Here is a 14871-nt window from a genome sequence, read left to right as displayed (position 1 = left end):
GGAGACAATAGAAAAGAACAGACGGGGTACGCTGACCAGAGGGGTCAGCTCCCCGTTAAACCGCCGTATTTCGGTGAAGCGTCGAATGATTATCCGAAGCAATAAGATCAGGAAAGCGCTCCGAAGTGCTTGCCCGATACATAGGCAGTCAAGCCCACAGACGTGCTGGCGCGGTATAGGGACGTACGCTACCCAGCCATCATGCCCTCCATTCCCCTAATTGAGCGTCGTCGCTCCTGCGCTTAGGCCACTAGCAGCTAGCGAGCATCATAAGCCATGTGATGGTCGACATTTCAGAGTCACAGATTGTAACGTGTCGTGACGCTCGGGCCAAATCGATGCCTCTCATCAAATCTCCTGGATTAATCAATGAAGCAGCAGGCCGAGCCTCCGGCACCACATTGGATCATGGCGCTCATCGGTATCGTTGTGGCCCTGATCCTCGCGTTCGGTCTCGGCTTCTCCATTGGGACGGACCAGCACCTTGGAAGTAGCTTGCGAATCCCGACTTATCGTTTCGCAGCCGATGATCCAGGCTTAGCTGAGCCGTCCAAGAATGGTCTGCACTCTTCGGCTTTAGAGCGAAGGCGACCTTGCTCAAATCCGAGGGGCCACGAAGAGGCTGACCTGTGCGCGCAATGGCGATCAGCTGTAGCCGGTGAACGAGCGGCCTGGGCCAGCGAGTGGTCGATGCGCCTCACAGCAGTTGGAGCCTTACTAAGCGCGTTAGGTCTGTTCGCTCTCGTGGCAACTTTGAGCCAAGGCAGAAAGGCTCTTGCACGCGCGAGGAAAGCAAACAGAATCGCGGACAAGTCGTCCAGAATTGGGCTTCGTGCCTACCTTGTGTTCGGCATAGAAGTAATTGATGTTGACCTTAAAGGACCTAGTCCCAGCGTAACCGTAAAATTCTATTTGAAGAATACCGGTCAAACGCCCGCTAAGGGTCTGATGGTCTCTCGGCGACTTAAGGTTGGTAAGCCGTTTGAGGATGACGCCTTTTTCATGACGAAGACGTGGAGGCCTACTCAGAGTCGCGCTCTTTTAGGTGCTGGTCAAGAGGCACCGCGGACTAAGCGTTACGGCATCACAATCGGCGATGCCCGCGATATTCAGATGGGAAAGAAGCACATCTACTTCTTCGGCGAAGCCGAATACGAAGACATCTTCGGACAGGCTCAAAGGCTTCAATTCCGCCGGTGGATGAGCAAGTCCGACCTGACACACTTCAACTCCAGCCCTTCGGGCGAGACATCAACGTGAGGAACACAAGGGAGCGCCCATTCACACCTGCCCTATAGTACAAGGCGTCAGCCGGTTCGTCTCCCCACTACTTTGTCTAGGTTCCGAGTTTAACAGCTGCTCTGGCGACCACGCACGGTCTAACGCAGTTCTGGAGATGGTAATGTTACTCAAGCGCGTCAAGATCGAGAACTTTCGTGGAATTGTTAGCTTTACCATCGACCTTGATGACATTTGCGTTCTCATTGGCGAGAACAACGCCGGCAAGACTTCCGTCCTTGATGCTGTTCGGGCATGTCTAGCTAGAACAGCTAGTCGCCGGTCGTCCCCATTTTCGGAGTACGATTACCACTTGGACGATGAAACAGCTGATCCAAGGCAGGCGCCTCCAATCGCGGTCACACTCCACTTCGAGGAGACGCCGGGCCTTGAGTGGCCCGACGAGGTTTTCCAGCTTCTAGAGGGCGTCACGCAGGACCTTGGCGATCGAAACTCGGTGACCCTGAGGGTAAGCAGCCATTTTGACGACACCCTGAATGACTATGTTACAGACCATTCTTTTTTGGACAGTGCGGGAAATATTCTTTCACCTGCCAAAACTGGTAGGGCCTTAAGCAACCTTCCACAGCTGGTGCCCAACTTTTACCTTGCCTCCCTTCGGGATGCCGCACAGGAGTTCAAACCCCGTTCGCAGTTTTGGGGCCCTTTTGTTAAAAGCCTCAGTCTAAGTTCCGAGGACCAGCGTGAGCTAGAAGAGGCTCTTGCTGCTCTCAACGCGAAGATATTAGAGAAACACACCGCGTTTGACGAAGTGAAAACTCATCTCGCAAGGGCGACATCACTTCTGCCATCTGGTTCATCCGATCCTGTTTTGATTGAGGCGCTTCCAGCTCGCGTCTTCGACATTCTCTCTCGTACTCAAGTCAGCCTATCTGCGCGTACAGGGGCGAAGATCCCGATCATGAGACATGGGAACGGAACGCAGAGCTTGGCTGTGATTTGCCTATTTGATGCGTTCCTGAAGAGCCGGTTGGCTGATGGATATGGCACATCTGCTACTCCACTCCTCGCTCTCGAGGAGCCGGAGGCCCATCTGCATCCATCGGCTATACAGGCCGTCGGCAAGATGCTGCAGTCCTTGAGCGGGCAGAAAATAATCACCACTCATTCGGGCGACCTGTTGGCAGGTGTTCCCCTCACGAAGATCAGGCGTCTTCATCGTAAAGATGGTCATATTCAGGTCAAGTCGCTCAGGTCTGCCGCACTAAGCCCGGACGACGTAAGAAAGCTTGATTACAAGGTGCGTGCGACACGTGGCAGTCTGCTATTTTCTAGATGCTGGCTCCTTGTTGAGGGTGAAACGGAGGGGCAGCTTTTGATGGAGTGTGCTCGTACGATGGGACACGACCTCTATGGCGAGGGCGTATCGTTTGTAGAGTTCGCTCAGGTTGGCCTAGAGAAATACATCACGCTCGCAGACGAGTTTGGCATTGCGTGGTTTGTTTTAGTGGACAGGGACACAGCAGGATCGGCCTATCAGGCGACAGCGACTGACTGTTTAGGCACCCGATCGGCAGTAGATCATATAGCTATGCTAGATCATGGCCCTATGGAGGTATACCTCTCCGTAGAGGGTTATGGGAGCATCTACGAAGAGAACGTGTCCGAGCAGAAAAGACATAGCATTCTAGCCTCCCCGGGAACGCTCGATTATTGGACGCAGGTTTGCAAGGCGCAGGCCAAGGGCGGGAAGCCCGCCGCTGCCCTCAAGGTCGCCGAGAGAATCGTAGAACAAGGAGCCGCTGGAGTGCCTGAGATTTTGAAGAACACCATAATTCAGGCTATCAAGCTGGCGCAGGAGGCGGCTTGATGCTGGATCTCTCCACTTTAAACGAAAACCAGCTTGCCGCGGTCGAATGGAACGACGGCCCGTTGTTGGTCCTGGCCGGACCCGGCTCCGGGAAAACCAGGGTTTTGGCCTACCGCCTGGCAAGACTGATCGACGCCACGCAAGATAAACACTTTAAGGTTCTCGCTCTCACGTTTACCAATAAAGCGGCAGCGGAAATGCGCGAGAGAGTTGGCGACCTGTTGAGCGGGTCGCTGCAGCGTACTCTACTCACCACCTTTCATTCCTTTGCTGCGGACATTGTTCGCCAACATGGGCAGCATTCCGGACTGCGTCCCGATTTTACCATGTTAGTGGACGATGGAGATCGGCACTCGTTGCTTGAAGAAGCCATAGCCGCCGTCGAGGATCACTCGACGCGTAGCCAGCTTTCCAGCGAACGTCTGCTACCTCTCGTCAATCGCCTAACTGAGAACAATGTGAAGCCTGACGAAGCGTTATCTACACTGGAAGCAGGGGGTGTCCAGGAGACAGGTGCTCTAGCTTCAGTGTATAGAAGCTATCGGCGCCTTATGATTGAGCGCAATGCCCTGGACTTTCCTGGCCTGATGGCTGAGGCTCTCAATCTCCTTGAAACGCGTCCAAATGTAAAACGACAGATTCAACGCATCTACCCTTACGTATGCATTGACGAGTTTCAGGATACTAATCAGACGCAGTACCACATTTTGTGCCATATAGTCAATCCGGCGACTCGCAACCTTTTCGCTGTCGCAGATGACGACCAGATTATATATCAATGGAACGGGGCGAGTCCTGACCGCCTTCGCGCTTTAGAGAAGGACTTTAGGGTATCCACTATTCAGCTACCCGACAATTATCGCTGTCCGCCCGCTGTAGTGGCGTTAGCAAACAAGCTGATATCGCACAACTTCGAGCGCTCTGAGGGTAAGTTGGCTTTGAAAGCGCATCGTCCGCATTCGGAGGACGAGGTTATCCGGGTACAACGCTTTGACACTTTCGCAGGTGAGACATCGTGGGTGGCTGCTGACATCGCGTCCAGGCCCGAGCCATATCGAAGTAATTGCGCGGTTTTAGCTCGAACCAGAAAGGCTTTGGAGGGGGTTATAGCCGCGCTAGAAGCGCAAGGCCTTAGCGGCTATCTTGGCGCACGAAAGAATGAATTTGAGAGCGCCCCGCTGCAGTGGGTACATGCTATCCTACGACTTGCAAACGCACGTAGTAGTCGCGAGTGCTTGCGCAAAGCCAATAAGGCGTTCTCCGCTTTAGAGGGTATAGACCTTGATACTGGTGATGTGATCTCAGCCGCCTCGACGATGAACGGTGATTATTTGCGGGCCTGGATTGCAGCAGTGTTAGCACGAGATGCAATTGCCGCCGATACGCGTTTGCTGGTTGACGGGCCGGTTCGGGCTTTAGTGGACCGCCTGGACTTCTGGAATTTCTTATCCTCCGCGTTTGCGTGGCTAGATCGCCTCCCTGAGGCTGCCCCAACACAGGATACGATCTTCGACGATTATCCGAGCGAGAAGGCAACTTGGATTGAGTTAACCCAAGAGATCTGTGCACAGTACGGCAGGGACGAAGTCACTTTGCACCTCCTTCTCCAAGAATTAGACCTGCGATCTAAGTCTGCTCTGCCTGCGGCAGGCGCTATTCCCTGTTTTACGATCCACGCTTCTAAAGGTTTAGAGTTCGCCCATGTCTATCTAGTGGCGTTAATTGAGGACCAGCTTCCCAGCTGGTCGGCTGTTAAGAAAGGTTTCGACTCTAAAGAGATGCAAGAAGAGAGACGCAACTGCTTCGTCGCGATTACTAGAACGCAAGAGACTCTTACAATGACCTACTCAAACCGGATGGACGGCTGGGCTAAGAGTCCATCTAGGTTCTTAACGGAGATGGAGGTCATTTAAAGCCAGTGCAGGCGTTGGTACGGTCTGCGCGAGGCGCTCGCAACTCGTCTACAAGAAGCTCGGGCTTTAAAAGATCACTGATGGCTAAGTCCCAGTCGTGTCGCTTAAAGGTGAACCTACCGTTAGCGCTGACCTTGCCAGGCCAGGTGCGTTGTCCCCGCGCACGGATCAGCGCGGGCGTCGCCCAGCCAAGTATAATTGCCAACGGCCCTTCTTCAAGGGGCCGCTTGCCGCTTATCTCGACGAAGATGTGCAGGGCGTTCTCTATTTCCTGCTTCCCGATGTTCACATTGTATGTCGCTTTTGGCGGAAATGGGCTCGCATCCGAGCGCATCTTACTTTTGATCTCGAGCCTGTGCCCATTTACAATGAAGTCGTCCTCTGCAACCTTCTTCGTGTAGTCACCCCTAAAAGGCGTGTGATCTGGCGTCAGGCCGATCTCTAATAGCCAGTCAAAGAACGCTAGTTCTCCATATTTACCCTTGGCGTGTGAGAGAACATCATTGCCTAACTCTGCGGAAGGTGTCCTATGTGCTCCGGGGAGCTGAGAGTGGTCGTGAACCAATTGACCTACTTGCCAGGCAGCGACACCGTTTAGCCGCGTGCTTGGCAGAGCCATGTAGCCAGATTGGTAGATTTGCTGCATAAGTAGGTCGAAATCGAAACTGATCCAAATGTTTCAGCGTGTCTAGGCTAATCGGCATCTTCCCTCCGCACGATGAGATGCCAGGCTTACGCAGCCGAAATCGACAGGTTGTTAGCTGGCGAGGATCGCTCAGAACCGGGACCGGTTTCGACCCGGATCAGCAGAGTTGGTCCGTCATCATGCCATTCCTTATCGTCCCCTCCCCCTGTCACCGCGGCCACGCTCTCTATCGCGCTGCCTGATCCGCTCGCGTTCCTGCTCCTGCTGGCGGGCCCGCTCGACACGCTGCTCCCGCACCAGCGCCTCATATGCTCTGGCGAGGTCAGGCTGCTCACGCGCGACCCGGCGCTGCGCGAGCTCGTCACCGCGGTGCCGCTGGCGCCCGGTGACCGGGCCCAGATACTCACGAAGCCGGTCGATGCGCCCGGCAAGCTGGCGGGAGCGCTGTTGCAGCAGCCGCGCCGTCTTCTCCCACGTCCCCCGCGCTTTTTCGTAGGACGAGCGCCTGAGTGCCGCGAGCAGCCCGGCTGGCGGAGACGGCTGTGTGCGGGCGTGCGCTGCCCTGACGGCGTCGTGACGGGCATGCATCCCCCCTGCCCTCTCCAGTGCCCGCTGTGCCTTCGCCTGCACCCTTACCAGCTGGCGGGCGTGCTCCGCCTTCCAGCGCTGCGCGACAATTTCCCGGGTAACTGGTGCCGGCTTTGGTGCGGAACCCGCCGGCACGCCTCTGGCGACACCTGAGGCAAGCCCACGGCCCCGATCCCGCGGACGCTGCGGCCACCGGATCTCGCGCCGCTCGGCAAACACCTCACGCCGATCCTCGTCGGACAGGATCGGGTAATCGCCCGCCATGTCCTTGGCCCGGTCGCGCGACAGAACCCGCGCAAGCTTGCCCTGGTCGGCAAAGTCGTCCCGGCCATAATGGAGCTGCACGCCATCCCGGTGCCGTGACAACCCGACATAGGCGCTGTGCCGGTCCATGCCGGGCGTCGCGAGAAGATGGGCCCGGTCAACGGTCACGCCCTGCGATTTGTGGAAGGTTGCCGCATAGCCATGGTCGACCGCGGCATAGTCCTTGAGATCGAACGCGACCTGGCGCCCGCCATCGAGGCGCACACCCAGCCGGCCATCACTGACCTGCTCCAGCGTGCCAAGCGTGCCGTTCTTCACGCCAAGCGAGCGCTCGTTGCGCAGGAACATGATGCGGTCACCGGGTGCAAAGTCACGCTGCCCGCGATCAACGCTGACCCCGACATTCTTACCCAGGTCGCCGCTGGCGCGCAGCCGGCCACGCGCTTCCTCGTTGAGCTCCCGCACCTCGGCATTGGTGTGGGTAAGAATGATCCGCGTGCTGCCCGGCTCGGCCTGACGCTGCCGATCCCAGCCATCGACTAGACCGGCCCGCGCCGCTTCCCGCGTGTCGAACGCATGGACCATGTCGTGCGCGGCATAGGCGTTGAGCGCCTCCCCTGTGCGCCCGGTCGCCAGCGCTCTGGTTGCGTCCTTCTGCCACTGCTCACGCTGCCGGCGAACCTCGGTGATCTCGGCCGCGCCATGACCTTCCGCGATCGAGCGGAATGCTGCCCCTGCCTCGATTGCCTGAAGCTGCTCGGGGTCACCGACCAGCACCACCTTGGCACCGGCGTCGCGCGCATGGGACAGCACCCGCTCCATCTGGCGGGTACCGATCATCCCCGCTTCGTCGACTACCAAAACGTCTTTGGGCCCGAGCTGGTCACGACCCTTCGCCCAGCCATGCTCCAGGCTGGCAATGGTGCGCGATGCTATCCCTGACCCGCCCTCCAGGTTCTCGGCCGCGATGCCCGATAAGGCCGCGCCGCGCACGGTGTAGCCTTCGCGCTCCCATGCCTCGCGCGCGACCCCCAGCATCGCCGACTTGCCGGTACCGGCATAGCCAATGACAGAGGCAAGCCCCTGCCCGCCGGTGACATGGTCAAAGGCATCGCGCTGTTCACCCGACAGGGTAAGCCCCCGCCCCTCTGCCGCCTCCAGCGCGCCCGCACGCTGCCGCTCCGACACACCGTGCCCGTCGCGGCGTGCCAGCTCGTCGCCGGCCTTTTCCAGCCGCGCCTCGGTCGCGATCATGTCACGGCTGGTGAACCGGTCCTCCCCGCGCCCGTCCTTGCCGAGCGCCACCAGCTCCGGGCTGGCGCGCACCGCTGCCGTCACCTGGTCGAACTGCTCCTTGCTGTCCGAATGCCGGAACGCGAACGTCGCCAGATCGCGGGTAGTGAAGGTCGACTGCTGCCGCGTGATCGCGTCGAGCGCGATGCTCGGGTCGGCGACGATCTTGTCGCCATTCTCGCGCGCGATCCGCCGATGGTCCTCAGCACGCTCAGCCCCCTCATCACGCTCCAGCCGGCGCATGCCCGCCGGCCCGATCTTGTGCTGTGGCTCTAGCTCGATACCCTGGTCGGCATAGGAACGGTGGTCGATCCGAGCGTCGATCCCCAACTCCGCCATCCGCTGATTGGCATGGCACGCCCACGCCTCACGCCAGCCCTCCAGCAGCGCGTTTGCATTCCAGTCGCGGTTCTTCTGCCCGAACCCGTCCGGGCCGACATCGCGCATCGTCATCATGACATGCGCATGCGGCTTGGGGCTGCCATCCTCTGCCTTGTCCCAGTGCACGTTGAGGTCGGCGACCATGCCGCGGCTGACGAACTGCTGATCCACGAAGTCGCGGGCAAGCGCGACGCCCTGCTCCTGGTTCATCTCGCGCGGGATCGAGAACTCGACCTCACGGGCGAGCTGCGCATCCTTGCGCTTCTCCCCTGCTTCCACTTCATTCCAGAGCGTCGTGCGGTCTGCGAGCCGCTCGGGAGCGCCCTTCGGCAACAGCACCTCGGAGTGGATCACGCCGGTCTTGTTAGAGAAGTCGTGGTCTCGTCCTAGCCGCTCGTCATAGAGCTCGGATGCGGAACGATAGGCCGCTGCCGCAACGGCGCTGGCGCCGTTCGCACGGCTGATCACTTTGGCGCTGAAGTGGTAGATCGCCATCCTGTTCTGCATTCTGCACTTCTGAGCGCACGTCGGCAACGACGTATAAGCGCGCACTCACGTTTCGCTGCGCTCTCCCCGATTGACTGGCTCTCGCTTCCTGATCTGGGTTGCCCTGCCCCGTTGGTTTGCTAGGCTGTGCCGGTATCCACGCGGAAGATGGAGGCACCATGCGCAAGGTGCGGGACTATGACGCGGAACTGAAGGCACTCGGCGACAAGGCCAGGGCGCTCAAGGCCAGGCGGATCGAGCAGCTCGGCCAACTCGTCACCGCGACCGGAGCCGAAGCGCTCGATGCGGAAACCCTCGCCGGCGTACTGCTCGACGCCGTTGCTTCCACCGATCCGCAAGCAAAGGAGGCATGGCGTGCGAAAGGCGCCGCTTTCTTTCAACGGCGCAGGCGCAAGGCTGGGCGAGCGACTGACAGCATTGACGACAGCGGTACGTCGCAATCGGGCGTTGACCCGGCGCCTGGAAGCGGCCCGGTTTCGGACTGATACGCGGAGCTGGGTCGTGCAACGTCGCGAGCGAACCCGTCACCTGATCGAGCTGGGCGGTCTCGTTCAGAAAGCCGGCCTGGTCGAGCTTACCGAGGACGATCGCGCGACCATTTACGGAGCTCTGCTGGAGCTGGTCGGACGCGCTCGCGGCGATGATGCCGGCGACACGCTCGCGCTCTGGAAACGGCGCGGCAAACGGGCCTTTGACGCGGAAGAGGAAGCTCGTGAGATGGCAGGGTGATCGATCCGGTAATCGGCGCTGCCAACATCATCCCGCTTTACGAACGCACGGCACCGGTTTGGCTGGCCGCACGTGGCACCGAGCTCATCGAGACCGAATGGCTCGACCTGTTCACTCGCCTTCTCGCTCCCGGTGCCACGATCCTCGACCTGGGCTGCGGGGGCGGTGCCCCGATCGCTGCCGAGCTGCTGCGCCGCGGGTTTGCCGTTACCGGAGTGGACAGTTCCGCCAGCCTCATTCGTCATGCTCGCACGGCGCTACCGGACGGCACCTGGCTGGTGGACGACATGCGCCGCTTCGATCCCCCGGAAAGGTTCGCCGGCATCATCGCCTGGCATAGTTTCTTCCATCTGAACGTCGACGATCAGCGGGCCATGATCCCGCGCTTCGCGAAGCTGGTCCGGCCGGGCGGTCCGATCATGTTTACCGCCGGACCGGATGCCGCTGTGGCCTGGGGTGAATGGCAGGGCGAACCACTGTTTCATGCCAGCCTGGCACCCGAGGAATATCGCGATCTTCTGAGTGCGGCCGGGTTCGGATCGATCGAGTTCATCGACGCCGATCCGGTTGCTTACGTGTGGCTGGCAGTGCGGGAGTAGTAACCATGGCGGCATTGAACATCGAGGCGATCCGGGCAGAGGTGCGCGCGCTGGATTATGTGCGCGGCACGCCCGCCGAGGTCGCGGCATGGCGCGAGGCGGACGAGGACTCCCGCCACAACCATGTGATCGAGGGTATCAGGTTCGAGCCCGATGAGGACGCGCTCTTCGCCATGCTGCTCGACGAACGGGTACCACCCGAGCTGATGACGCAGATCGTCCGAAAGCTCCTCGATGTCCCGGCTGCCGATCCGAACCTTGCGATCACACCACTGGCAGGCGCTCACTGATGCCACCCCGTCGGATCGGCCCGATGTGGGCGGTGAGCGTCGCATTTATCGTGGCGCTGATCAGCACTTCCTGGCTCAAGGGCATTTTCGGCGTTGGCCAGATCTCGGGCACCGTGCCGCTCCTTCTTGCGGGCCTGGTTCTATTCGCCGCGTTCAAGTTCAATCGCCGGGGCGGCAACCGCGGTAACACGCTGATGGGCTCGGCCCGCTTCGGTGGGCGGGCGGAAGCGCGCAAGCTGGAAGAGTCCGGCGATCTCATTATCGGCCGCTCGGGCAAGTCGGGCAAACTGCTCCACTATGATGGTGCCGCACACCTCCTCACCATGGCCCCGACCCGATCGGGCAAGGGGGTGGGTACGATCATTCCCAACCTGCTGCTGCTCGACCGTTCGGTGATCTGCATTGACCCCAAAGGCGAGAATGCCCGGATTACAGCTCGCACCAGGGCCATGAAGGGTCCAGTGTGGTGTCTGGACCCCTTTCGCGTCTCAGGGCGCCCTGCCGCCCGTTATAACCCGCTGGCGGGGCTGGACCCGCGTAGTCCGGATCTCGCCGAAGATGCGCAGACGATCGCGGATGCTCTGGTGCACGATGCTCCGGGCCAGTCGGGTGATGCTCACTGGAACGAGGAAGCCAAGGCACTGATCGCTGGCATCATCCTGCACACCGTCGTGCACGAGGCGCCCGGTCGGGTTACGCTGGCAACGGTACGCGACAAGCTGACCCGTGATCCCGCCGGCTTCTCGGGCCTCCTTGCTGACATGCAGGCGAGCACCGGCGCCCATGGCCTGATCGCGGGCGCTGCCAATCGACAGCTCGGCAAGTCCGATCGTGAAGCGGCAGGCGTGCTGTCTTCGGCGCAGCGCCACACCCACTTCCTCGACAGCCCGCGGCTGGTCGAGAGCACGTCGGCGTCCGACTTCCGGTTCGCGGACCTCAAGGAGCGACCCGGTACCGTTTTCCTGTGCCTGCCACCCGACCGGCTCGACACCTATGCCCGCTGGCTACGTCTGCTGGTGGCCCAAGCGGTGACCGACATGGCCCGCTCCCCTGCCCGCCCCCAGCGCCCGGTCCTGTTCCTGCTCGATGAGTTTGCCGCGCTGGGTCGTCTCGAACCGGTGGAACGCGCGATGGGACTGATGGCAGGCTATGGCATGCAGCTCTGGCCGATCCTCCAGGACATGCACCAGCTAAAAGCTACTTACGGTGAGCGTTCGGGTACCTTCATGTCCAACGCCGGCGTCATTCAGGCATTCGGTGTCAACGACGTCCACACCGCCGACATGCTCTCGCGCACCCTCGGCGATACGACCATCGAATACACCACCACGGGGTCATCTAGGCCGGTGAGCATCCTTGACAAAGGCTCGTACTCGGAAAGCGTGAGTGGTCACGTCTCTGCTCGCCGGCTGGCAACGCCTGATGAGATCATGCGGATGGATCCCGACAGCCTCCTGCTGCTGCGACAAGGCCAGGACCCGCTCGTTGTCGGGAAAGTCCGCTATTATGCCGAACGTGAGTTCGCCGGCCTTCATGATCCCGCGTGACCCGCAGACGCGATCAGCTCTGATCCCAAGTGACCATCCCGAGATGCTGATCAGCATACAGAGAGAGAAAGCCTACACCGGCGTTAGATGAGGCGCTCGGGTCCATAAGCACCATCGACAGGGTTCCGGCCCTTTGCAAGCCATCGAATCCCGCCCAGTCGGAGTGTCCACACGTCCGTCCCGATGGACCGCGTCGCCATCCGACCGGGCGAGGACGTCGCACTGAGCCTACCCCCCGGCCACTACTGCCTCCGCCTCGTCGATGTTGCTCACCCGCAATCCCAAGCGGAGCGAAAGCGCCGAGCTGGTGAGAGCAGCGATCGAACTCGTCTGCCATCATTTGTGGCGCGCTGGTTCGCCTCATCGCCTGCCACGGAAAGGGCGAGGGTCGCCCTGGCCCAACTCAGACAATAAAGAGCATTGGTCAGTTCCAGCGGAACACTCATCCGTCTTCCCTCAACAAAACATATCCCGAAGTGTTAGAGGGTTCATAGAATAGGTTAGAGGGTTAGCGGCTCGCCAAAGCAGCCTATGACCACGATTAGATCGGCTTTCGTGTTCCTGATGTGTCGGGGCAACGTTCCTGTAAGGTCGACACCGCCGTTCCCGAAGTGTCGGTTCCGCGTTCCCGAAAGCACGCGGTGCGTTCCGGGAGTGTCGACGCATAGACTTTCGGTGTCGCCGAGTCCCGTGATTGAATCAGTTTCGCACGGGTGTCGACGAATGACGTTCAAAACTCGAGGCCATCATTCCCCGGCCGATCGACAACCGGCATAGAACCGTTCGTGACCCGACACTTCGGGAACAGCACAGGCGCTGATAAGCGGGCGGCATGATCGAGCATGAGCCCGTCGACATCCTCGGCCTATCCGAAAACCTCGCCGCCATGACGACCGGCGTGATCGCCCATGCGGTCGATGAGACGAACGGGTTGTGGCTGTATCGAAAGGGTGGCTCACCCCTGCTCCTCTCTGCCTGGGGCGTCGATATCGCGGACAGGTTCGAGGTGTTCACGCTGACCGTGATGACACTGGAGCAGGCGCAGGCTGCTGCAGGCGGCGTGGCCGCGACAGCAGGCGGTGTTCGCTGAACTCCAGGCGGCCGGGCTGACACTGCCGCCCCAGCCCTCACCGGCCCCGATCGTGCCACCTGCGGACCCGCAGCCCTGGCCCTTTGCCGAATGGCATGTAGCTGTGCTGCGCCGGCGTGAGTTAACGGCCGATCCCGCCCGGATGTTGGAGCGGTTGGCTCCCGGCCGGCTGGAAGCACTCCGTCCTGGCGAGGTACCGCCCGGTACGCTCCACAACTGCTGGGTGACGCTCGGGCTCTTGTTCACCGGCGGGACGGGCGAGCGCTTGTTGGTCGCGCCTGATGCGATGCCGTTCTCCCTGCTTGTCACACGAGAGGGTGCGGCGATCGACGCCTTCGCGCGCTGGTGTAGGTCACTCGATCTCAACGCCTATCTAGGCCAGCGCTAACGCGCTTATCGCGTCGAGGGCTGCCTCCTCAATCGCACGCGCTGCAGAGGCTCGCCTCATAACCGGCCTGCGGGGCAGGCGCGGGCGCGCCGCAGTGGATGCAGCGATGCTCGGTACCGGACCGACTGGCCTGTGTTTCTTCCTGAGCCTCATCCGGCGCCATTCTTCTAGGTCATGCATCACTTCCTCAGCGATTGTGGCGCACACCCCCTCACCAATCGCTTAAGCCACCCGCCTAACCTATCGCCCAAGCTCGTGGCGATGCTTCGCGTCCCATCGCCTTACAAAGCCGATAAAGGCATTCTGGTAGCTGACGGGGGTGCGTGCCGGATCCGCATCGAGCCAGCGGCGGAACTCGGCATGCAGCGTCTGATAGTCCCAGCCCGGACATTCCGCGCGCAAGGTCGCCAGCGTCCCGTCCGTGATCTCCCCGGCCGTGGCGCGGGTGGCCAGGCCCTTGATCGACCGCCGGATCAGCGCAGCCGCGCTCGACAGTTCCTCGGCCCGCTCGGGGGAGGGGGACGCGATCGGTATTTCCGCGGGGAAACACGCTGGTTCGGCCTGGTTCGGGTCAGGCTGCTTGCGGCCATTCGACTTCGGCCCGATTGCCTTGGCCGCGCCTTTCACCGTTGCCTTGCCCTCCGCCCGGCGCCGCATCCGCACCGCTGGCTCTCGCTTGCCCGCGGGATGCTCCAGCTCCAGCGTATAGCCGGGGAGGGGGTCCTTCTCGACAATCCTGGCGATCTCGAATTTGAATCGGCGATACTGGCCCTCTGCCCCCGACTTCTCGAACAGCGTCGGCATGGAAATCGCGAACCCAGCCTCGCCCGCCCCGCCCGCATGTTTGCGCGCGACCTTGTACAGCCAGCGCTCGCGCCCGCCCGTCAGGTCGAAATAGGCGCGGTCGATCGACAGGACTCCGCCCGTCATCATCACGCCTTCCCAGAACCAGTTCGACAGCTCGATCGTCATGCCGCGCGACCGCTCGGTCTTCTCTTCCACCAACTGCGTCCAGCCGTCGAGCCAGCTGAACGTCGCCTCGCGCCGGTTCTCGGCACGGATGTTGGTCTTGATCGTGGTCGACACCAGCCGGTCGAGCGATTGCCCCAGCAGCTCGTACGCCCGCCCGGTCGTCGGCCGCCCGATCGCGCGCAGCAGGTCATAGGGCATCAGGTGCAGCTTGCGCGGCACGTCGTTGACCCCGCGTCGCGCCATGTCGGCCAGCACCGACGCGCAATAGATCAGGATGTCCGCGTCCCAGATCGTCGCCATGCCGTAATCGGGGTTGGCGGAGACATGGACCCACAGCTTACCGTCGGGTGACTTGTAGTCGATCGGCTTGACCCGCTTCGATTTCGCCAGGCTGAAGAACGGCCGCTCCATCATCTCGCGCTGGTCGCGAAGCGGCAGGTCGGCGAGATAGGGGAGGAACAGGTCGAATTGTTCGGACACGGCTTCCCGCGCCGCCCGGCTCATGCGGAGGCTCCCAGGGGCCGGGCGGTGTTTCCCCGGGGAAACACGGTTGCG

At 60.9% G+C, this 14871-nt stretch carries 13 protein-coding genes; 10 read left to right on the top strand and 3 right to left on the bottom strand.

All coding sequences use genetic code 11. The features are described from left to right. Positions 1-369 precede the first annotated feature (369 nt). The 3 genes from FHS94_RS17805 to FHS94_RS17795 all read left to right on the top strand — a co-directional run bounded on the left by FHS94_RS17805 (position 370) and on the right by FHS94_RS17795 (position 5022). On the top strand, positions 370-1260 hold the full coding sequence (locus FHS94_RS17805) for a hypothetical protein (RefSeq protein ID WP_184060421.1): 891 nt from the start codon (positions 370-372) through the stop codon (positions 1258-1260). A gap of 142 nt (positions 1261-1402) precedes the next feature. After that, positions 1403-3109, top strand: coding sequence for an ATP-dependent nuclease (locus FHS94_RS17800; protein ID WP_184060419.1), 1707 nt, complete (start codon positions 1403-1405; stop codon positions 3107-3109). Next, positions 3109-5022 carry an ATP-dependent helicase gene (locus FHS94_RS17795; RefSeq protein ID WP_221234869.1) on the top strand — a complete coding sequence of 638 codons (1914 nt, stop codon included), beginning with the start codon at positions 3109-3111 and terminating at the stop codon, positions 5020-5022. Before FHS94_RS17800 ends, FHS94_RS17795 begins: the two co-directional genes overlap by 1 nt. On the opposite strand, the gene FHS94_RS17790 is transcribed toward FHS94_RS17795, so the two are convergent. Further along, complete coding sequence (locus FHS94_RS17790) at positions 5015-5668, bottom strand: hypothetical protein (protein WP_184060415.1); 654 nt, start codon at positions 5666-5668, stop codon at positions 5015-5017. The two genes, FHS94_RS17795 and FHS94_RS17790, sit on opposite strands and share 8 nt — an antisense overlap. Before the next feature lie 189 nt (positions 5669-5857). Next, positions 5858-8689, bottom strand: coding sequence for a Ti-type conjugative transfer relaxase TraA (gene traA / locus FHS94_RS17785; RefSeq protein WP_184060413.1), 2832 nt, complete (start codon positions 8687-8689; stop codon positions 5858-5860). Between the two features lie 170 nt (positions 8690-8859). On the opposite strand from traA, the gene FHS94_RS17780 reads away from it, so the two are divergent. From FHS94_RS17780 to FHS94_RS17750, 7 genes are all read left to right on the top strand, one after another. Beyond that, positions 8860-9186 (top strand): conjugal transfer protein TraD, encoded by a 327-nt coding sequence (locus FHS94_RS17780; protein ID WP_184060411.1) that lies wholly within the window; start codon positions 8860-8862, stop codon positions 9184-9186. Positions 9187-9202: 16 nt separating this feature from the next. Beyond that, the gene (locus FHS94_RS19505; RefSeq protein WP_184060409.1) at positions 9203-9430 is read left to right on the top strand and encodes a conjugal transfer protein TraD; all 228 of its coding nucleotides are present in this window, start codon (positions 9203-9205) and stop codon (positions 9428-9430) included. Further along, the gene (locus FHS94_RS17770) at positions 9427-10029 is read left to right on the top strand and encodes a methyltransferase domain-containing protein (protein WP_221234868.1); all 603 of its coding nucleotides are present in this window, start codon (positions 9427-9429) and stop codon (positions 10027-10029) included. The genes FHS94_RS19505 and FHS94_RS17770 overlap by 4 nt, the downstream gene beginning before the upstream one ends. A 5-nt stretch (positions 10030-10034) precedes the next feature. Further along, positions 10035-10319 (top strand): hypothetical protein, encoded by a 285-nt coding sequence (locus FHS94_RS17765; RefSeq protein ID WP_184060407.1) that lies wholly within the window; start codon positions 10035-10037, stop codon positions 10317-10319. After that, positions 10319-11866: a type IV secretory system conjugative DNA transfer family protein gene (locus tag FHS94_RS17760; protein ID WP_184060405.1), complete on the top strand. Its 1548-nt coding sequence runs from the start codon at positions 10319-10321 to the stop codon at positions 11864-11866. Before FHS94_RS17765 ends, FHS94_RS17760 begins: the two co-directional genes overlap by 1 nt. An 832-nt stretch (positions 11867-12698) precedes the next feature. Beyond that, positions 12699-12956: a hypothetical protein gene (locus tag FHS94_RS17755; protein ID WP_184060403.1), complete on the top strand. Its 258-nt coding sequence runs from the start codon at positions 12699-12701 to the stop codon at positions 12954-12956. Then, positions 12946-13344: a hypothetical protein gene (locus FHS94_RS17750; RefSeq protein ID WP_184060401.1), complete on the top strand. Its 399-nt coding sequence runs from the start codon at positions 12946-12948 to the stop codon at positions 13342-13344. Before FHS94_RS17755 ends, FHS94_RS17750 begins: the two co-directional genes overlap by 11 nt. Positions 13345-13584: 240 nt before the next feature. Here FHS94_RS17750 and FHS94_RS17745 read toward each other — a convergent pair whose 3' ends face one another. Then, positions 13585-14820, bottom strand: coding sequence for a replication initiator protein A (locus tag FHS94_RS17745; protein ID WP_184060399.1), 1236 nt, complete (start codon positions 14818-14820; stop codon positions 13585-13587). Positions 14821-14871: the final 51 nt, after the last annotated feature.

Source organism: Sphingomonas aerophila (assembly GCF_014199305.1).
GTDB lineage: Bacteria > Pseudomonadota > Alphaproteobacteria > Sphingomonadales > Sphingomonadaceae > Sphingomonas > Sphingomonas aerophila.
The sequence above is the reverse complement of the archived record's forward strand: the minus strand, read 5'-3'. Positions and strand labels throughout refer to the sequence as shown.